Source organism: Dokdonella ginsengisoli (assembly GCF_042652785.1).
In the GTDB taxonomy this organism is placed as follows: Bacteria; Pseudomonadota; Gammaproteobacteria; order Xanthomonadales; family Rhodanobacteraceae; genus Dokdonella_A; species Dokdonella_A ginsengisoli.
Genome location: NZ_JBHSHD010000010.1, coordinates 72016 through 91553 on the forward strand (window position 1 = coordinate 72016; position 19538 = coordinate 91553).

The window sequence follows — 19538 nt, forward strand, 5'->3', positions numbered from 1 at the left end:
CGACTACGCCGCCGTGCAGGCGGCGTAGCCGGCTTCGGCTAGTCCTTGCCGCCGAACAGCCGCGCGAACAGCCCGCGCTTCGGCCGGCCGGCGTTCTCGGCCGCCTTGCGGCAGTGTTCGGCTTCGCCGTTCTCGCCGGCCGCCAGGTAGCTCGACGCGGCCTTCTGGTACGCCAGCTTCGCGTTCGCGACGTTGCCGAGCGCCTCGTACGACTGGCCCTTCTTCAGGTAGCCCCAGCCGTCGGCCGGAATCAGGCGGATCAGCTCGTCGCAGCGGGTCAGCGCCTCGGCGTGGCGATCGAGCGACTGCAAGGCCTTGATCAACTGCACCAGCGCGGCGACGCTGCTTGGCGCCAGCGCGACCCATTGCTCGAACGAAGGCACCGCGTCGGCCGTGCGCCCGAGCTTGACCAGGGCCAGCCCGCGCAGGCGATGCGCGCGGTCCTCCTTGGGGTCCAGCGCGATCGCGGTTTCCGCGTGCGCCTGCGCGCCGGCCGGATCGTCGAGGGCGAGCAGCGCCTCGCCGTAGTTGCGATGCACGTAGGCGCGGCTGTCGTCCAGCGCGAGCGCACGCTCGTAAGCCGCCTTGGCCTGCGCGGGGCGGTCGAGCCTGGCGAGGCAGAAACCGGCCAGGTTGAACACGTCCACGTCGACCTGGCCGGCGGCGATCATCTTCTCCAGCAGGCGCAACGCCGCTGCGTGCTCGCCGGCCTCGATCAGGCGCCGCGGCTCGGCCTGCAGCACCTCGCTGGAATCGGGGCCGACGATCTCCATCCAGCGTGCGTGGTCGGCGTCGGCTTCGGCATTGCGCCCGAGCGCACGCAACGAGCGGAAGCGGCCGCTGACGGCCCAGTCCCAGTCGGGCTCGCGCAGCAGCACGCTGCTCCATTCCTCGACGGCCTCGGCGTGGCGGCCGAGCGCCTGCAGGGTCAGCGCGCGGTTGTGCTGGATCGCGTTCTGCTCGCCGAGCAGGTGGCGGCCGCGGTCGAGGTGCACGATCGCCTTGTCGTACTGGCCGAGCTGGTAGTAGTGCGTGCCGACGTTGTAGGCCGTCATGCCGTCGTCCGGGTTCGCGGCGGCGGTGCGCTCGTAGAACGCGGAAGCCTCGTCGGCCCGGCCCGCCTCCTGCAGGAAGGTGGCGGCGTTGGCGGCCGGGCGGCGGCGGTGCGGGCGTGCTCGCAGCGCGGCTTCCCAGGCGGCGACGGCCTCATCGAGGCGGCCCAGCAGATGCAGCCGCCAGCCGCGCGACAGGTGGCAGCCGTAGTGGTCGGGTTGCCGTGCCAGCAGGCGATCGAGTTCGGCGATGGCGCGCACGTTGGCGCTCTCGCTTTCCTCGTCGATCAGCAGAGTGCGCATCCACAGCGCGTCGACGCACTGCGAATCGAGGGCGAGGGCGGCATCGACGTCGGCCTGCGCCGCCGCGAGGTCGCCGCGCTTGAAGCGGGTGCGCGCGCGGATCGCGAGCGCGCGCGGCTCCCGGTCGAGCTCGGCGACCAGCCGCTGGGCCAGCACCAGCGCGCGGCCGCTGTCGTCGAGATCGTCGAGATCGAGGATGGCTTCGATGCGTTCTTCGAGGGTGCCGGCGTGCATGGGGTCTCCGTTCAGTCGGGGGCGTTCGGCTTCGTGCTGCGGCAGCGGAACGGCAGCTCGCGGGTGGTCAGGTCCGGGCTCGTGCAACGCCAGCTCTTGATGCGCCGGTGATCGTTCTTCGACACGATCTCCGGCGTCAGGACGATGCGCGCACCGGCGATCAGGGGGTCGTTCGCCGTCGCCGTCAGCGTGCCACTGACGGCGTCGATGCGCAGGCTCTCCAGAACGGGTGCCACCGCTTCGTTCCATTGCGGCGAGAAGCTCCCGGTCGCCTGCCAGCTGTCGCCGACGCGGCGTGCCGCCTCGTTCGCGGCGGCGACCACCGCCCGCGCCGCATCGCGGCGCGGATTCGGCTCGGCGGTGACGGCGGCGTAGCCGAGCAGCGCGGCGAGCGCCAGGATCGCGACGACGAGAAGCACGCCGACCAGGCGTGCCAGCCGGCGGAAACGCGCGCTGCCGGTGTCGTTGCCGATGCGATAGCGGATCGCCTCGCGCGAGGCTTTCGCCGAGACGACGTAGCTTTCGGTCATCAGGTTGTGCAGCGAATGCCGGCCGAATACGAGGCGTTCCAGCAGCAGCACCGGCAGCGACAGCAGCGGATGCAGCGCGTATTTCCCGATCGTGCGCAGGATCGAGCGGCCGATGCCGGGCGCGTCGCCGTCCGCGTCGACGACGCGGATGCGTGCGAAGCGCTTGCCGGGCGAGCCGCGCGTCCAGCTGTCCAGCAGCGCGGTCGAGAGGATCGCGAGCAGGGCCAGCGCCGCCAGCAGGCCGAACAGCGCGCCGCCACCGAGCTGGAGCGCGCCGGCGAGATGCAGGCCGCCGTACAGGAGCAGCGGCAGCAGGGCGGCCAGCAGGCACAGGTCGACGAGCGTGGCGACGATGCGCGCGCCCTCGCCGGCGAACACTTCGCCCGAGGCGTGCGAAACGCCCGGCACGGCCGCTCGCGCGTCCGTCGGCGTCAGCGCCTTGCGGCAGTTGTGGCAGTGCGTGAAGCCGGCTGGATTGGTCCAGCCGCAATGGGTGCAGCGCATGGAGTCTCCCGGTGAGCGGGCCGCAGCCGGCTGCGGAATCGTTCGCGTCGCTTTTCTTCATCCCGCAAACGCGGGAAAAAGCGTCACCAAGCTTGCGCGGCGACGGCGGCGGGGGAAAAGCCGACGTGCCGCTTCCGAACTTCGATCGTTTCTCAGCGCGCAGCGCTGGCCAGCATCTGTTTCGCGTGCGCCAGCGTCTCGCGCGTGATCTCCACGCCGCCGAGCATGCGCGCGATTTCCTCCTGCCGCGCCTTGCCGTCGAGCGCTTCGATGCGCGTGCGCGTCGAACCGTCGTCGCTGGACTTGCTCACGCGCACGTGCCGGTGTCCCTGGCTCGCGACCTGCGGCAGGTGCGTCACGCACAGCACCTGGCTGCGCTCACCGAGCGCGCGCAGCTTCTGGCCGACGACCTCGGCGACCGCGCCGCCGATGCCCGAGTCGACCTCGTCGAAGACCATCGTGGCGACCGCGTCGCTGCCCAGCGCGGCGACCTCGATGGCCAAGCTGATGCGCGACAGCTCGCCGCCGGAGGCGACCTTGCGCAGCGGGCGCGGCGGCTGGCCGGGATTGGCGCTGACCAGGAATTCGCAGCGCTCGGCGCCCTGCGCGTCGGGTTCGCCGCCGTCCTGCGTCTCCAGCTGCACCTCGAAGCGTCCGCCGCGCATGCCGAGCTCGTCCATCAGTCCGCTGACGGCGTCGCCGAGCCGGCGCGCGGTCGCCGCGCGCTTGCCGCTCAGCGCCGCGGCGACCCGGGCGTAGTCGGCCGCGAGCTTCTGCCGCTCGGCCTGCAGGGCGGCGATGTCGGCACCGGCGCCGCGCAGGCTTTCCAGTTCCTCGCGCAGGCCGTCCGCGTGGGCCTTCAGCTCGGGCATGCGCACGCGGTGCTTGCGCGCGAGTTCGTGCAGCTTGGCCAGCTGCGCCTCGGTTTCGGCCAGGCGTTCGGGATCGAGGTCGAGCGCGTCCTGGTAGCGCGCCAGCGTGTCGTTGGCCTCACCGAGCTGGATCTGCGCCGCGTCGAGCAGTTCGCCGACCGGGGCGAGGCGCGCGTCGAGCGTGGCCAAGTGGCCGATCTCGGCCTGCGCACGGGCGAGCAGGCGCAGCAGGGCGAATTCGTCGTCGCCGTCGAGCCGTTCGGCCAGCGCCGCGCAGCCCTGCAGCAGCTGGCCGGAATTGGCCAGCCGGCGGTGCGTTTCCTCGAGCGCGGCCAGATCGTCGGGGGCCAGCGCGTGGCGGTCGAGTTCCTCGACCTGGTGCGAAAGCCATTCGATGCGCTCGGCATGGTCGGCGCCGCGCGACAGCTCGGCGATGCGCGCGCCGGCCGCGCGCCAGCCACGCGCCAGGCGCGCGGCCTCGGCCAGGTCGGCCGCGTGCTCGCCGAACGCGTCGAGCAGGGCGAGCTGCTGGCCGCGGTCGAGCAAGGCCTGGTGCTCGTGCTGGCCGTGGATCTCGATCAGCCCCGCGGCCAGCGTCTTGAGCTGGCCAAGCGTGACCGGCCGGCCGTTGATCCACGCGCGCGAGCTGCCCTCGCTGCGGATCACCCGGCGCAGCTGGCAGGCGCCGTCCTCGTCGAGGTCTTCCGCGGCGAGCCAGTCCTGCAGGTCGGCGCGGCCGGCCAGGTCGAATTCGGCCGACAGCTCCGCGCGTTCGCAGCCGTGCCGCACCATCGCGGCCTCGGCGCGGCCGCCGGCCAGCAGCAGCAGCGCGTCGACCAGCAGCGACTTGCCGGCGCCGGTCTCGCCGGTGACCACGGTCATGCCCGCTCCGAACGCGATCTCGGCTTCGTCGACGATCGCGAAATCCTTGACGTAAAGACTTTCCAGCATCGCTCGAGCAGCCCCGGAAAAATGCCGCGGAACGCTAGCACGCCGATCGGAAGCGGCCAAGGCAGGGGTTGGCGGAGCGCGGGCGCGGCGGGGTGGCGTTGAATTGCCGCCTCCGCAACCCTATTGATTGGACCGGCGGTGCTTGTTAGCGTCGTTTCGAAGCCGGCGCGGGGGCGCCGCCGTGGACTACGATGGTCTCCCACTCCAGCCACCATTCGCTCGACCCGCGCTCGCGCCGCCTGCTGCGCTCGCTGATCGCGCAGTACATCGCCGAGGGCCAGCCGGTCGGGTCGCGCACGCTGGCGAAATCGTCCGGCCTGGACGTCAGCCCGGCGACGATCCGCAACGTGCTGGCCGATCTCGAGGAAGCCGGTCTGGTCGCGGCGCCGCACACCTCGGCCGGGCGGGTGCCGACCGCGCAGGGCTATCGCGTCTTCGTCGACAGCCTGCTCGAGCTGCGTCCGCTGGGCGAACCTGAGGTCGACCAGCTACGACGCGAGCTGCCGACCGACGCGGCGACGCCGGACCTGCTCGGCAGCGCGACCTCGCTGGTGTCGGAGATGACCCGCTTCGTCGGCGTGGTCAGCGTGCCGCGGCACGAGGAGTTCCCGTTCCGCCACATCGATTTCGTGCCGCTCGACGGCGGCCGCGTGCTGGTGATCCTGGTCTTCACCGACGGCCAGGTGCAGAACCGCGTGATCGCCACGCAGCGCACCTACGCGCCCGGCGAGCTGGAGCAGGTCGCCAACTACCTCAACCAGAACTTCGGCGGCCAGCGCCTGGACGAGATCCGCGCGCGGCTCCTGCGCGAGATGCGCGACGAGCGCGCACGCCTGAACTCGCTGCTGGCGGCGGCGGTCGAGGTCGCCGAGCAGGCGTTCCAGAGCGGCGCCGGCAGCGACATGCTGGTGGCCGGCCAGACCAACCTGATGGGACGCCAGGACGTCGCCGACGTCGACCGCCTGCGCGAGCTGTTCGAGGCGTTCCAGCGCAAGCGCGACCTGCTGCAACTGTTGGAGCGCTGCGCCCGCGCCGAGGGCGTACGCCTGTTCATCGGCGAGGAATCGGGTTTCGCCGCGCTGGACGGGTACAGCCTGGTCACGGCGCCGTACGGCGTCGGTGGCCGCGTGCTCGGCGTGCTCGGCGTGATCGGTCCGACGCGGATGGCCTACGAGCGCGTCATCCCGGTCGTGCAGGCGACCGCGGGCCTCATTTCCGGCGCCTTGAAGCGCGCCCAGCCGACCTCATAAACGCAGCCGTTGCGGGGATTTCCGGGGCGGCGTCTGCCGTCGCGGCATTTTCTTGCGACAATCACCGATTTGAGCGCTTCCGCGACGTTGCGGAAAGTGCATTTTTGAAATGAGCAGTTCGCAAAATCCCCGGCGGATTTTTGCGCGATGCGGAAACGGAGGAATGATGGAGAGCAACGACCCGAAGGCGGCGAACGTCAATTCGCAGCCCAATGGCGACAGCGGGGCCGACAACGAACTGGAAATCCTTTCCCGTCAGCTGGCCGAATGCGAAGCCAAGCTCGCCGAAATGCGCGACACGGTGCTGCGCGAGCGCGCCGAGCTGGACAACCAGCGCAAGCGCCTGCAACGCGATCTGGAACAGGCGCGCAAGTTCGCCAACGAGAAGCTGCTGGCCGATTTGCTGCCGGTGCTCGACAATCTCGAACGCGGGCTGGCGCTGGAGAACAGCGACTACGCCGGTCTTCGCGGCGGCGTCGAGCTGACCCAGCGCGAGCTGGCGCGCGTGGTCGAGGCGAACGGCCTCAAGCCGGTCGGTGCGATCGGTGAAGCGTTCAATCCCGAACACCACCAGGCCATGGCGATGGTCGAGGTCGCCGGGCAGGGCGCCGGGCGCATCGTCGCGGTCATGCAGAAGGGCTACGTGCTGAACGAGCGCCTGTTGCGCCCGGCGCTGGTTTCCGTTTCCAAGTAAGAAGCACTTTTTAAGAGTTGAAGAGTGCGGCCATGGATGGCCGCGGCTAGACCTTTCGAAGGCAGGCCACGAGAATCCGGGCGGTCTGCCCCGATTGCAGCGATCCGGGATGGGCCGCACAAGTGACGATCGCGCTTGAAACATAGGCGCAGAACCCCAGATTCGCCGACAGTCGCGGCTTCAGTGCCGCATCGAATTCAGAGCGGGAGAGTACAGAAATGGGCAAGATCATCGGAATCGACCTCGGCACGACGAACTCGTGCGTGGCGATCATGGAAGGCAGTACGACGCGGGTGATCGAGAACGCCGAAGGCGATCGCACGACTCCGTCGGTCGTCGCGTTCAAGGACAGCGAAGTCGTGGTCGGTGCGACCGCGAAGCGCCAGGCGGTGACCAATCCGAAGAACACCTTCTATGCGGTGAAGCGCCTCATCGGCCGCAAGTTCACCGACGCCGAGGTGCAGAAGGACGTCGGCATGGTGCCGTACAAGATCATCGCGCACGACAACGGCGACGCCTGGGTCGAGACCGCGGAAGGCAAGAAGATGCCGCCGCAGGAGATCTCGGCCAAGATCCTCATGAAGATGAAGAAGACGGCCGAGGACTTCCTCGGCGAACCGGTGACGGAAGCCGTCATCACGGTTCCGGCCTACTTCAACGACAGCCAGCGCCAGGCGACCAAGGACGCCGGCCGCATCGCCGGCCTGGAAGTCAAGCGCATCATCAACGAGCCGACCGCGGCGGCGCTCGCCTACGGCTTGGACAAGAAGGGCGGCGACCGCAAGATCGCCGTGTACGACCTCGGCGGCGGCACGTTCGACATCTCGATCATCGAGATCGCCGAAGTCGACGGCGAGAAGCAGTTCGAGGTGCTGGCCACCAACGGCGACACCTTCCTCGGCGGCGAGGACTTCGACAAGCGCGTCATCGACTACCTCGTCGACGAGTTCAAGAAGGACCAGGGCGTCGACCTGAAGAACGATCCGCTCGCGCTGCAGCGCCTGAAGGACGCCGCCGAGCGCGCCAAGATCGAGCTCAGCTCCTCGCACCAGACCGAGGTCAACCTGCCGTACGTCACGGCCGACGCCTCCGGTCCCAAGCACCTCAACATCAAGCTCACGCGCGCCAAGCTCGAGGCGCTGGTCGGCGATCTCGTCGAGAAGACGATCGGGCCGTGCCGCACCGCGCTCAACGACGCCGGGCTGAAGGTTTCCGACGTCAACGAGGTCATCCTGGTCGGCGGCCAGACGCGCATGCCGAAGGTGCAGGAAGCGGTCAAGGACTTCTTCGGCAAGGAGCCGCGCAAGGACGTCAATCCGGACGAGGCGGTCGCGGTCGGCGCGGCGATCCAGGGCGGTGTGCTCGGCGGCACGGTCAAGGACGTGCTGCTGCTCGACGTCACCCCGCTGTCGCTGGGCATCGAGACGCTCGGCGGCGTGTTCACCAAGCTGATCGAGAAGAACACGACGATCCCGACCAAGGCCTCGCAGGTGTTCTCGACCGCCGAGGACAACCAGTCGGCGGTGACCGTGCACGTGCTGCAGGGCGAACGCGAGCAGGCGCGCTACAACAAGTCGCTGGCCAAGTTCGACCTCGCCGGCATCCAGCCGTCGCCGCGCGGCATGCCGCAGATCGAGGTCACCTTCGACATCGACGCGAACGGCATCCTGCACGTCGGCGCCAAGGACAAGAACACCGGCAAGGAACAGCGCATCGAGATCAAGGCCGGTTCGGGCCTGTCCGAGGAAGAGATCCAGCGCATGGTGCGCGACGCGGAAGCGAACAAGGAAGAGGACAAGAAATTCCACGAGCTGATCGGCGTGCGCAACAAGGCCGACCAGCTGGTGCACGCCACGCGCGCCGCGATCAAGGAGCATGGCGGCAAGGTGCCGGGCGACATCGGCCGCATCGAGGAGGCGCTGGCCGATCTGGAGAAGGTCATGAAGGGCGACGACAAGGCGCAGATCGAGGCGCGCACGGCCAAGCTGGAAGAGGCCGCGCAGTCGCTGCACGCCGCGGCGGCCGCAGGTCCCCAGGCAGCCGGCGACGCGTCGCAGGCCTCGGGCGGTTCCTCGGCGAACGGCGACGACGTGGTCGACGCCGAGTTCACCGAGGTCAAGGACGACAAGAAGTAAGGACGGGATCAGGGATCGGGGATTCGTGATTCGGAAGAGCGACTTCCAATCGCGGGTCCCCGTTCACGTCCGGACACAGCCATGCATCGACTCTCCAATCCCGCCTCTTCGCTCCCGGCGCTTCCATGAGCAAGCGCGACTACTACGACGTTCTCGGCGTCGCCCGCACGGCGAGCGACGAGGAGCTGAAGAAATCCTTCCGCCGCCTGGCGATGAAGTGCCATCCGGACCGCTGTCCGGACGATCCGGCGGCGCAGGAGAAGTTCAAGGAGGCCAAGGAGGCCTACGAAGTGCTGTCGGACGCGCGCAAGCGCGCGATGTACGACCAGCACGGGCACGCCGCCTTCGAGCACGGCGGCGGCCGCAACGGCTTCAACGGCGACGTCGGCGACATCTTCGGCGACATCTTCTCCGACATCTTCGGCATGGGCGGCGGCCGCGGTCGTGCGCGGCGCGGATCGGACCTGCGCTACCTGATCGAACTCGATCTCGAAGAGGCCGTGTTCGGCATCGACAAGCAGATCGAGGTGCCGACGCTGGTCGAGTGCGACTCCTGCGAAGGCAGCGGTTCCGCCGACGGCAAGACCTCCACCTGCACGACCTGCCGCGGCCAGGGCCGCGTGCGCATGCAGAACGGCATCTTCTCGATCCAGCAGACCTGCCCGCACTGCGGCGGCGCCGGCAAGGTCGTGGTCAATCCGTGCCGCGAATGCCGCGGCGAAGGCCGCGTGCATTCCGAGCGCACGCTGTCGATCAAGATTCCGGCCGGCGTCGACAACGGCGATCGCATCCGCCTGAGCGGGCAGGGTGAAGCCGGCCCGAGCGGCACCGTGCCGGGCGATCTCTACGTCGAGGTACGCGTGCGCGAGCACGCGATCTTCCAGCGCGAAGGCGACGACCTGCACTGCGAGATTCCGGTCCGCTTCGCGCAGGCCGCGCTCGGCGCCGATCTCAAGGTGCCGACGCTGGAAGGGGAAACCGAGATCACGATTCCGCCCGAGACGCAGACCGGCAAGCTGTTCCGGCTGCGCGGCAAGGGCGTGAAATCCGTGCGCAGCGGTCGCACCGGCGACCTGCTCTGCCGCATCGTGGTGGAGACGCCGGTGCGGCTGACCGGCGAACAGCGCGAGCTGCTGCAGCAGTTCGAGGCGACCTTCGCCGGCGAACAGGCTTCCGCGCATTCGCCGCGCACGAGCAGCTGGCTCGACGGCGTCAAGCGCTTCTGGGATCGCGTCACTTCGTAGGGAAGTCCGTCCGGAAAGCACTGTCTCGCAGAGGCGCAGAGGCGCGGAGAAAGGCAGTCGAGGAGCGCTTTTCTCTGCGCCCCTGCGAGAGATCTTCTTCGACGTCCGCCTCTGGCGCCTCCGCGTGGCTGGGCTACCATCGCGCTCCTGATCCACGGAGCGCACCATGTCTTCATCGATTCCAGTCGTCCTTCACGGGGCCGGCGGCCGCATGGGGCAGGCGATCCTGCGCGTGCTCGGCGGCCGCGACGACGTCGCGGTCGTCGCCGCGCTGGTGCGTCGGGATTCCCCGTTCGCCGGGCAACCGGTGCATCCCGGATCCGATCGTGCGCTGCACTACGCGAGCACGCTCGCGGCGGACGTCGCCGCGCGAGTGCTGGTCGACTTCAGCGTCGCAGCCGCCTTCGACCACGGCCTCGCGCTCGCGCTCGAGCGCAAGCTTCCCTTCGTCAGCGGCACCACCGGACTGGATGCGCGCCAGCACGACGCGCTCGCACGCGCGGCGGAATCGATTCCGGTGCTGTGGGCGGCGAACTTCAGCCTCGGTGTCGCCGTGCTGGCGCGGCTCGTCGCGACGGCGGCGAAGGCGTTGCCGGATTGGGACTGCGAGATTGTCGAGGCGCATCACGCGCGCAAGCAGGACGCACCCTCCGGCACCGCGCTGATGCTCGGCCGCGAAGCCGCGTCCGCGCGCAGCCAGGATTTCGACACCGTCGCACGCTTCCCGCACACCGATTCCGTGCGCCCGGCGGGCAGCATCGGTTTCGCCTCCGTGCGCGCCGCGGACATCGTCGGCGAGCACACGGTGATGTTCGCCACGGCCGGCGAGCGCATCGAGCTGGTCCACCGCGCCACCGACCGCACGATCTTCGCCCGCGGCGCGGTCGCCGCCGCCCGTTGGATCGCCGGCCGGCCTCCCGGCCGCTACTCCCTCGATGACGTCATTTCCTCCTGATCAAAATGGATCCCCGCTTTCGCGGGGATGACGACGAGAGGGATGACCAACCCTTTAGCTGTCGGAACGTTCACTTGCAGATTGCAGCGATCCCGGACGGATCGCAAAAAAAAAAGGGGCGCTTGCGCGCCCCAAGGAGAGTGAACGGATGAGCGGTGCGGATCAGAACGCGATCTGCAGGCGCGCCTCGAAGATGCGCGGATCGACGTCGACGTTCTTCTTGATCGTGCCGCCGTAGTACTTGGTGCTGTTCGCCCAGATGTAGTTCGCCTGCACCTTGAAGTGCTGGCCGAGGTACCAGTTCGCGCCGACGGTCCAGTTGTCTTCCTTGCCGCCGAGCACCGGGCCGTCGTTGAGATCGAGCGAGCTGTAGCGCAGCGCGACTTCGAACGCACCCCAGTCGTGGACCGGACGCACGTTGCCGATCGTGCCCTTGCTGTACGGGCGGCTCTCGCCGGTCAGCACCCACGAACCGGAGATGTAGTAGCCGTCGCCGTCGTAGCTCGGCTTGCCGCGCGGGTCGGCGCTGAAGGTCAGGTATTCGGCCTGCACCAGCAGCGGGCCGTGGATCCAGGCGAATTCCAGGCCGAGGCGGTCGATGTCACCGGGGTAGTTCAGGTTGCCGCTGTCGATCAGGCGCGTGCCGGTCATGCCCGATTCCGGACGCGCACGGAAGCGCGCCTGCGGCGGCGTGATCACGCCACGGCCGTCCTTGGTCTCGTCGCGGTCTTCCTGCGACCAGGCCAGGCCCAGGTGCAGCACGTTGCTCTCTTCGCGCGAACCGGCGCCGGGCTGGCGGTTGAACGGGGTCCAGACCACGCGCGCGGCCGGGCCGTCGCCGTCGTTGTCGCCGTTGAGGTCGCCGCCGGAGAAGTAGGCGAGGTAGAACAACCAGTCCTTGATGCCGGTGTAGGTCCAGTCGGCGCCGATGCGGCGGCCCATGTTCGTCGCCTGCACGGGCAGCGAGCGCTCGAGGAACGTCGTCGCGCTGGAGCTGATCGTCTCTTCCCAGCCGACCGGCGTCTTGAACTGGCCGATGCGGAATTCGCCGGCCTCCTTGTTCGTGTAGCGCACGAAGTTGTCGATCCAGCCCGTCGCCGGCGCGCCGTTGCGGATGGTGACGTCGTAGCCGATGTTGAAATCCAGGCCCCACGGCGTCTTGCCGTAGAGGTTGATCTCCTTGCGGCGCCACGCATTCATGTCGGGCAGGAACTCGGCGCCGTTGGACGGGTTCGTCGTGTCGCCCGAGTAGCCTTCGTACTGATACTGGAACAGGCCCTTGAGGCCGATTTCATAGCCGTCGGCCGTCTTGTACTTGGTCGGCCAGTCGTTGAGCAGGTCGTACGCCATCGCGTTGGTGCCGAACGCACAGAATAGTGCCGCGGCGATCGCAGTGCGCAGTTTCATCCGGAAAGTCCTCGAAAAGGCGGGCAGAAAACTGGCGCGAAGTCTGGACAGCGCCTGTTACGCTTCGATGACAGAAGAACGCGGACTTAACGCGGACCGCTCAGAAGTCCGCGCCGGGCATGGCGAATCAGAGGGTGACGGTCTTGTGACGATACGCGCACAAGTCGTTGATAACGCAGCGCGGGCACTCCGGCTTGCGCGCCTTGCAGACGTAGCGGCCGTGCAGAATCAGCCAGTGGTGCGCGTCCTTGCGGAATTCCTCGGGGACGACTTTTTCGAGCTTGTCCTCGACCGCGCGCACGTTCGCGCCCGGCGCCAGGCCGGTGCGGTTAGCGACGCGGAAGATGTGCGTGTCGACCGCGATGGTGGGTTCGCCGAAGGCGGTGTTCAGCACCACGTTGGCGGTCTTGCGGCCGACGCCGGGCAGCGCCTCCAGCGCTTCGCGCGAACGCGGCACTTCGCCGCCGTAGCGTTCGACCAGGATGCGGCAGGTCGCGATGACGTTCTTGGCCTTGGCGTTGTAGAGGCCGATCGTGCTGATGTAGGACTTCAGTCCTTCCTCGCCGAGGTCGAGGATTGCCTGCGGCGTGTTCGCCACCGGATACAGCCGCCTGGTCGCCTTGTTGACGCCGACGTCGGTCGCCTGCGCGGACAGGATCACCGAGACCAGCAGCTCGAACGGCGTCGTGTAGACGAGTTCGGTGGTCGGGGTCGGATTCAGTTCGCGCAGGCGGCGGAACAGCTCGGTGATCTTTTCGCGTTTCATGGGCTCTTGCGGTCCGTCCGGGATCGCTGTGGTGTGAATGGTCGCATCGGCTCGCCGGCGTTGGACTTTGGAAGGTCTACGCGCAGCCCTCCAGGCCGCACTTCTCAATCGGTTCCTTTCAATGAGGTTCCTTGCTCATTTTGCGGGCGCGGCCGCGCGCGATGGCTTCGAGCACGGCCGAACGGCTGATCGGTGCAGGAGAAGTCGAGGCCTCGGCCCGGTCCGGCGCGGGAACAGGAATCATCGACGGGAGGACGGCCGCCGACGGAGTTTCGGCAAGGTCGGTTCCGCTCCGCTCTTCGTCGTGCAGGGCAGATTCGGGATCTCGCCCGTCACGTGCGGAAGTGCGGTTCGCGGAGTCCGCAAGACGCGTCTGGCGCGTCTCGTAGCGCCGGCGCGCGTGCGCGGCGCGCGCGAGCACTTCCGTACGCGGCAGCGGTTGCGCGGCGGTCGGCCGCAGCGAAATGCAGTCGACCGGACACGGCGGCAGGCACAGCTCGCAACCGGTGCATTCGGCGGCGATGATCGTGTGCATGCGCTTGGCTGCGCCGACGATCGCATCGACGGGACAGGCGCGGATGCACTTGGTGCAGCCGATGCAGACCGCCTCGTCGATGACCGCCACCAGCGGCGGCTGTTCGACGCCGAAGTCCGGATTCAGCGGCTTCGCGGCGCGGCCGAGCAGGGCGGCCAGCGCGGCGACGCCTTCCGCGCCGCCCGGCGGGCAACGGTCGATGTCGGCCGCGCCGTCGGAGATCGCCTGCGCATAGGCGCGGCAGGTCGGGTAGCCGCAGCGCGTGCACTGCGTCTGCGGCAGCAGGGCGTCGAGGTGGTCGGGGAGTCCGGCGTGACGGTCAGTGCCCACGGAATTTTCCGCGCGTGCGTCGGAACCCGAGCCCCGCGAGCAGGCCTATCAGACCCAGCTGGATTGCCATCGAGAGCCCTGGAACGGCGGCGGCATGGGCGGGCGGTGCTGCGACCGGGTTCAGCTCGATCGTGTCGTTCGCAGGATTGGGATCCAGCATGAACTCGTCGTTCGCATCGACAAGGCGCCCCACGTAGAGTTGAAGCCCTGCCGGCAGCCTGGGCAGCGGTCCGCGTACGCGCGCAAGGCATTGCGTCGACTCGCCCTGAGCGATCTTGCCGAAACGAAAGCCCAGGCCGAACTCGGCGCACGGACTCACAAGGCCGTAGGAATTGCATCCGCCCGGGAACGTGTCCGTCACCTGGATGGGCGGCGGATCCGCAAGGCAGGTAGCCACCACGAACGAGGAAACGTCGTCGGGGCCGTGATTGACTGCGTTGATGAGGACCAGGTTCTCGACGGAGTCGCCATCGGAGATGGATTCGAGGGTCTTCACGGTGACGGCGACGTCGGCGACTGCGTAGTCCGCAGCGGGGCGGGCAGTCGCGGGCAACGTCGCCAACAACAGTTCGGCACAGAGAAGGCACGACAGGATAGTGCGCCGAGTCCTCATGACATCCACCCTCCGGCCGCGTTTCGTCTTCAGCGCACAGGCATTCCAGCGGCGGCCCCGGGATCCGCATCGAGCAGGAACAGATCGCTGCCGCCGCTACCGGCCGAAAGGATCATGCCTTCCGAGGTGCCGAAGCGCATCTTGCGCGGCGCGAGGTTGGCGATGAACACGACGTTGCGGCCGACCAGGCTGGAGGGCTCGGCGTAGGCGGCGCGGATGCCGGAGAAGATCTGGCGCTTGCCCAGTTCGCCGGCGTCGAGTTCGAAGCGCAGCAGCTTGTCCGAACCGTCGACGAACTCGCAGGCGAGCACCTTGCCGACGCGCAGGTCGAGCTTGGCGAAGTCGTCGATGGAGATGAGCGGGCCGAGAGTCGACGGCTGAGGGTTGGAGGTCGCGGCGTCGCTTTCCCTTCTCCCGGTATCGGGAGAAGGTGCCCCGTCAGGGGCGGATGAGGGAGCTTTGGCGAGCGATTCCTTGGAGGCTTCGATCATGGCTTCAATCCTTTTCGTGTCGACGCGGGTCGTCAGCGCATTGAATTCGGCGATGGCGGTGCCGAGCACAGGGGTCGCCGCTGCGGCGAAGCGCGTCCAGTCCTCGCGCAGCAGCGCGCGGGCGCGCTGCGCGATCGCCGGCACGACCGGGCTCAGCCAGATCGACAGCAGGCGGAAGTAGTTCAGCGCCAGCGTGCAGACGACGTGCAGCTCCTCGCGCTTGGCCTCGTCCTTGGCCAGCTGCCACGGGGCCTTTTCGGCGACGTAGGCATTCGCCTCGTCGGCGACCTCGACGATGCGGCGCATCGCGCCGGCATAGTCGCAGGCCTCGTACAGGGCGGCGCAGCCGGCGAGCTTGGTGGCGGCGCCGTCGTACAGCGCGTGCTCGTGTTCGGGCATCGTGGCGGCGAGGCGTCCGTCGAAGAACTTGTGCACGAAGCCGGCGCAGCGGCTGGCGATGTTCACCCACTTGCCGACCAGATGCGAGTTCACGCGCTCCTCGAACGCCTTCAGGTCGAGGTCGAGATCGATCGGCGCGGCGGTCAGCATCGTGGCGAAGTAGTAGCGCAGCCAGTCCGGTTCGAGTCCGGCGTCGAGGTAGGTGCGCGCCATGACGAAGGTGCCGCGCGACTTCGACATCTTCTCGCCGTTGACCGTGAGATAGCCGTTCACGTGCAGCGCGGTCGGCGTGCGCAGGGCGGCGCCTTTCAACATCGCCGGCCAGAACAGGCCGTGGAAGTTGACGATGTCCTTGCCGAGGAAGTGATGCATTTCCCGCGGCGAGGGCTGAGGGCTCAGGGCCGAGGGCTGCTCGGCAGCCATGAAGTCGTCGAAGAATCCCGGTGCTATACCGTTCTTCGCGCCCGCTTCGCTGGCGCAGTATTTCTTGAAGCTGGCGAGGTAGCCGATCGGCGCGTCGAGCCAGACGTAGAAGAACTTGCCCGGCGCGTCGGGAATCGGGAAGCCGAAGTAGGGCGCGTCGCGCGAGATGTCCCAGTCGCGTACCCCGCCGTCCGCATCCAGCCACTCCTTCAGCTTGGCGGCTACCGACGGATGCACGACGGGCTGGCCGTGCGTGAGCCTGCCGGCCAGCCAGTCCTGCAGCAGCGCGGTGAAGTCGCCGACCTGGAAGAAGTAGTGCTCCGAATCGCGCAGCTCCGGCGTGGCGCCGGAGAGCACCGAGCGCGGTTCCTTGAGGTCGGTCGGAGCGTAGGTCGCGCCGCAGTTCTCGCAGTTGTCGCCGTACTGGTCCGGCGTGCCGCAGTTCGGGCAGATGCCCTTGACGTAGCGGTCGGGCAGGAACATCTCGCGCACCGGGTCGTACAGCTGGCGGATCGAGCGCACGGCGACGTGGCCGCCGTCGCGCAGGCGCCGGTAGACCAGTTCGGCGAGTTCGCGGTTCTCGGGCGAGTGGGTCGTGTAGTAGTAGTCGTGCGCGATGCCGAAGTCGGCGAAGTCGCGCACGTGGTCGTCGTAGACCTTGCCGATGAAATCCTCGGGCGTCTGGCCGGCCTTCTCGGCGGCCAGCATGATCGGCGTGCCGTGCACGTCGTCGGCGGCGACGAAATGCACCGTGTCGCCGGCCATGCGCTTGGCGCGCACCCAGACGTCGGTCTGGATGTAGCCGAGCAGATGGCCGATGTGCAGCGGGCCATTGGCGTAGGGCAGGGCGTGGGTGACGAGAATCTGTTTCGGGGCCGGCGCGCTCATGCGTCGTGGGTTCCGCTGCGTTGCTGCAAAGCGGAATTATCGCATGAGGGCGGGGGGGCTTAACGAAGGTGCCTCTCGCGGAGGCGCGAAGAACGTCATGGAAGAACGGGTTGCTGCAGCGCGTGAGCCTCCGCGTTCTCTGCGCCTCTGCGAGAAACCCGCCTTGAACCGGCGAAAGTCGTCGTCATTCCCGCGAAGGCGGGCGCTTTTCAACAGCCGCAGGGTTGGTTATCCACCTTTGCTTTTGTCGCACCGGAGGAAAGTCAAAGTGGATCCCCGCGTTCGCGGGGATGACGGGGCAGGCTGAGCCTCTGGCGCCTCGGTGTTGCGTGCGATGTCGGGATGGCGAAAAAGCCTCTCTCGCAGAGGCGCAGAGAACGCGGAGGAAAGGAAAAACGTGTCGTGGAGATGGATCAACCTCTGCGCTCTCTGCGCCTCCGCGAGAAACCCGCCTTACGCGTCGGCATCCGCCTCGGCCGCGACGAAACCGCCGGTCTGGCGCGCCCACAGCCGTGCGTACAGGCCCTCGTGCGCGAGCAGCTGGGCGTGCGTGCCGGATTCGACGATGCGGCCCTTGTCCATCACCACCAGGCGGTCCATGCGCGCGATCGTCGACAGGCGGTGCGCGATGGCGATGACGGTCTTGCCCTGCATCAGCTCGTCCAGGCTGTCCTGAATCGCCGCTTCGGCTTCGGAGTCCAGCGCCGAAGTGGCTTCGTCGAGCACCAGGATCGGCGCGTCCTTCAGCAGCACGCGCGCGATCGCGATGCGCTGGCGCTGGCCGCCGCTGAGCTTGACGCCGCGCTCACCGACGTGCGCGTCGTAGCCGCGGCGGCCGTCGCCGTCGGCGAGCTGCGGGATGAACTCGTCCGCGCGGGCGCGGCGCACGGCGTCGGCAAGCGCGTTCTCGCCGGCGTCGGGACGGCCGTACAGCAGGTTGTCGCGGATCGACCGGTGCAGCAGCGAGGTGTCCTGCGTGACCATGCCGACCTGGCAGCGCAGGCTCTCCTGCGTCACGGCGGCGATGTCCTGGCCGTCGATCGCGATGCGCCCGTCTTCCAGGTCGTGCAGGCGCAGCAGCAGGTTGACCAGGGTCGACTTGCCGGCACCGGACGGACCGACCAGGCCGATCTTCTCGCCGGCGCGGATCGACAGGTCCAGCCCGGAGATCACGCCGCCCTTCTGGCCGTAGTGGAAATGGATGTCGCGGAACTCGACCGCGCCGGCGCGCACGTCCAGGTCCGGCGCGCCGGGCGCGTCGACGATGTCGCGCGGCTGCGAGATCGTCTCGATGCTGTCCTGCACGGTGCCGATGTTCTCGAAGATGCCGTTGACCACCCACATGATCCAGCCGGACATGTTGTGGATGCGGATGGTCAGGCCGGTGCTCAGCGCGATCGCGCCGGCGGTGACCGCGCCGCGGCTCCACAGCCAGGTCGCCAGTGCCGCCGTGCCGACGATCATGAAGCCGTTCACGATCGAGATCGAGGTGTCCATGCCGGTGACCTGCCGCGTCATGGCGCGGCTCGCCGCGACCTGTTCGCGCAGCGCTTCGGCGACGTAGGCGTCCTCGCGTTCGCTGTGCGCGAACAGCTTCAGCGTGAGGATGTTGCCGTAGCCGTCGACCAGGCGGCCCATCAGCTTCGAGCGCGCTTCGGAAGCACGCCAGGAGCGCGCCTTCGTGCGCGGCACGAAATAGCACAGGATGCCGACGTAGGCGAACAGCCAGACCACCAGCGGCGCGATCAGCCACAGGTCGGCCTCGGCGAACAGCACCAGCGCGCTGGCCGTGTAGATCAGCACGTACCAGATCGCGTCGACGATCTGCACCGCCGATTCGCGCAGCGAGTCACCGGCGTGCATGACGCGGTTGGCGATGCGTCCGGCGAAATCGTTCTGGAAGAAGGACAGGCTCTGCCGCACGACGTGGCGATGGCTGAGCCAGCGCACGCGGTTGTCCAGGCTCGGCGCGATCGCCTGGTTGATGAACAGGCAGTGCAGCGCGAGCAGCGCCGGCCGCGCGACCAGCACCACGAAGACCATCCACGCCAGCGTGTCGGCGTGATCGCGAAAGAAGCTCTCGGGCCGGCCGGCGTTGACGAGATCGATCAGCTGGCCGAGGTAGCCGAACATCATGACTTCGGCCAGCGCCAGCAGCAGCCCGGCCACGCAGGCACCGGCGAACACGCGCCAGACCGGGCGCAGATGGAACAGGTAGAACGCCAGCACGCCGCGCGGCGGCGTCTGTGGCGACGCCTGCGCGAACACTTCGATGAGAGATTCGAACCAGCGCAGCATGGCGGGCGGGAAACGGCGGCGGAACCGCCGAGTCTAACCGCTCGCGTCGCGCGATTCAGCGCGGCCTGCCGTTGCCTTCGTTCGTTCCCGCGCGAAACGCGCGGGAACGCAATACGGCGGGAATGGCGTCAGGGCGCCTTGCGCACCCAGGTCTGCGTACGACCGAGCAGGGAGATGCCCTTGAAGCCGCGTACCTCGAGCTTCTGGCCGCCTTCGATCAGGTGGATCTTGCAGCCGTAGGTCTTGCCCGACTTCGGATCGAGGATGGTGCCACCTTCCCAGCCGTCGCCGGACTTTTTCATGTCCCAGATGATGGTCATGCCTTCGACCGGCTGGTCCTTGCGGTCGCCCTCGCATTTCTCGCACACCGGATGCGGTCCGCGCTCGGACCACAGTACTTCGACCACCTTGCCGGTCAGCTGGTCGTTGGCGACGGCGATCTCGACGATCGACTTCGGCTTGCCGGTCTCGTCGTCGATCGTGGTCCACTGGCCCGCCGGCGAGGTCAGGTCCTGGGCGAGGGCGGGTCCGCCGAACAGCAGGCCCAGCGCGAACGCAGCGATGAAGCGCGATTTCAGCATGACGCAACCTCCCGGCACGGATGGAAGCGGCAAGTTGCCGTTGCGCCGGGACGGCGTCAAGGCGCGCCGCAACGGAGCGGCTG

The 19538-nt window shown here is 68.3% G+C and carries 15 protein-coding genes; 5 read left to right on the plus strand and 10 right to left on the minus strand.

All coding sequences use genetic code 11. The features are described from left to right. Positions 1-38 precede the first annotated feature (38 nt). From ACFO6Q_RS12700 to recN, 3 genes are all read right to left on the minus strand, one after another. The gene (locus tag ACFO6Q_RS12700; protein WP_380021474.1) at positions 39-1589 is read right to left on the minus strand and encodes a tetratricopeptide repeat protein; all 1551 of its coding nucleotides are present in this window, start codon (positions 1587-1589) and stop codon (positions 39-41) included. An 11-nt stretch (positions 1590-1600) separates the two neighbouring features. After that, positions 1601-2623, minus strand: coding sequence for an RDD family protein (locus ACFO6Q_RS12705; RefSeq protein WP_380021475.1), 1023 nt, complete (start codon positions 2621-2623; stop codon positions 1601-1603). Positions 2624-2775: 152 nt separating this feature from the next. Continuing rightward, on the minus strand, positions 2776-4446 hold the full coding sequence (gene recN / locus ACFO6Q_RS12710; RefSeq protein ID WP_380021476.1) for a DNA repair protein RecN: 1671 nt from the start codon (positions 4444-4446) through the stop codon (positions 2776-2778). A gap of 191 nt (positions 4447-4637) precedes the next feature. On the opposite strand from recN, the gene hrcA reads away from it, so the two are divergent. The 5 genes from hrcA (at position 4638) to dapB (ending at position 10724) form a co-directional block, all read left to right on the plus strand. Further along, complete coding sequence (gene hrcA / locus ACFO6Q_RS12715) at positions 4638-5696, plus strand: heat-inducible transcriptional repressor HrcA (RefSeq protein ID WP_380021477.1); 1059 nt, start codon at positions 4638-4640, stop codon at positions 5694-5696. A gap of 163 nt (positions 5697-5859) precedes the next feature. Continuing rightward, entirely contained in the window at positions 5860-6390 is a 531-nt protein-coding gene (gene grpE, locus ACFO6Q_RS12720; protein ID WP_380021478.1) for a nucleotide exchange factor GrpE, read from the plus strand. Positions 6391-6608: 218 nt separating this feature from the next. Next, positions 6609-8525, plus strand: coding sequence for a molecular chaperone DnaK (dnaK, locus tag ACFO6Q_RS12725; protein WP_380021479.1), 1917 nt, complete (start codon positions 6609-6611; stop codon positions 8523-8525). A gap of 125 nt (positions 8526-8650) precedes the next feature. Continuing rightward, positions 8651-9769 (plus strand): molecular chaperone DnaJ, encoded by a 1119-nt coding sequence (dnaJ, locus tag ACFO6Q_RS12730; RefSeq protein WP_380021480.1) that lies wholly within the window; start codon positions 8651-8653, stop codon positions 9767-9769. Positions 9770-9935: 166 nt separating this feature from the next. After that, positions 9936-10724: a 4-hydroxy-tetrahydrodipicolinate reductase gene (gene dapB, locus ACFO6Q_RS12735; RefSeq protein ID WP_380021481.1), complete on the plus strand. Its 789-nt coding sequence runs from the start codon at positions 9936-9938 to the stop codon at positions 10722-10724. Between the two features lie 162 nt (positions 10725-10886). On the opposite strand, the gene ACFO6Q_RS12740 is transcribed toward dapB, so the two are convergent. From ACFO6Q_RS12740 to ACFO6Q_RS12770, 7 genes are all read right to left on the minus strand, one after another. Beyond that, complete coding sequence (locus ACFO6Q_RS12740) at positions 10887-12131, minus strand: OprO/OprP family phosphate-selective porin (RefSeq protein WP_380021482.1); 1245 nt, start codon at positions 12129-12131, stop codon at positions 10887-10889. A 127-nt stretch (positions 12132-12258) separates the two neighbouring features. Then, complete coding sequence (gene nth, locus ACFO6Q_RS12745) at positions 12259-12897, minus strand: endonuclease III (RefSeq protein ID WP_380021483.1); 639 nt, start codon at positions 12895-12897, stop codon at positions 12259-12261. A gap of 118 nt (positions 12898-13015) precedes the next feature. Continuing rightward, positions 13016-13762: an RnfABCDGE type electron transport complex subunit B gene (locus tag ACFO6Q_RS12750; RefSeq protein WP_380021484.1), complete on the minus strand. Its 747-nt coding sequence runs from the start codon at positions 13760-13762 to the stop codon at positions 13016-13018. Next, a complete protein-coding gene (locus tag ACFO6Q_RS12755; RefSeq protein ID WP_380021485.1) occupies positions 13752-14324 on the minus strand; it encodes a hypothetical protein in 573 nt (190 codons plus the stop codon). The genes ACFO6Q_RS12750 and ACFO6Q_RS12755 overlap by 11 nt, the downstream gene beginning before the upstream one ends. An 80-nt stretch (positions 14325-14404) precedes the next feature. Continuing rightward, positions 14405-16576 carry a methionine--tRNA ligase gene (metG, locus tag ACFO6Q_RS12760; RefSeq protein WP_380021486.1) on the minus strand — a complete coding sequence of 724 codons (2172 nt, stop codon included), beginning with the start codon at positions 16574-16576 and terminating at the stop codon, positions 14405-14407. Positions 16577-17029: 453 nt separating this feature from the next. Then, positions 17030-18874, minus strand: coding sequence for an ABC transporter ATP-binding protein (locus ACFO6Q_RS12765; RefSeq protein ID WP_380021487.1), 1845 nt, complete (start codon positions 18872-18874; stop codon positions 17030-17032). 128 nt (positions 18875-19002) lie between these two features. Continuing rightward, positions 19003-19455, minus strand: a complete 453-nt coding sequence (locus ACFO6Q_RS12770; RefSeq protein WP_380021488.1) for a DUF2147 domain-containing protein — start codon at positions 19453-19455, stop codon at positions 19003-19005. Between the last annotated feature and the right edge of the window lie 83 nt (positions 19456-19538).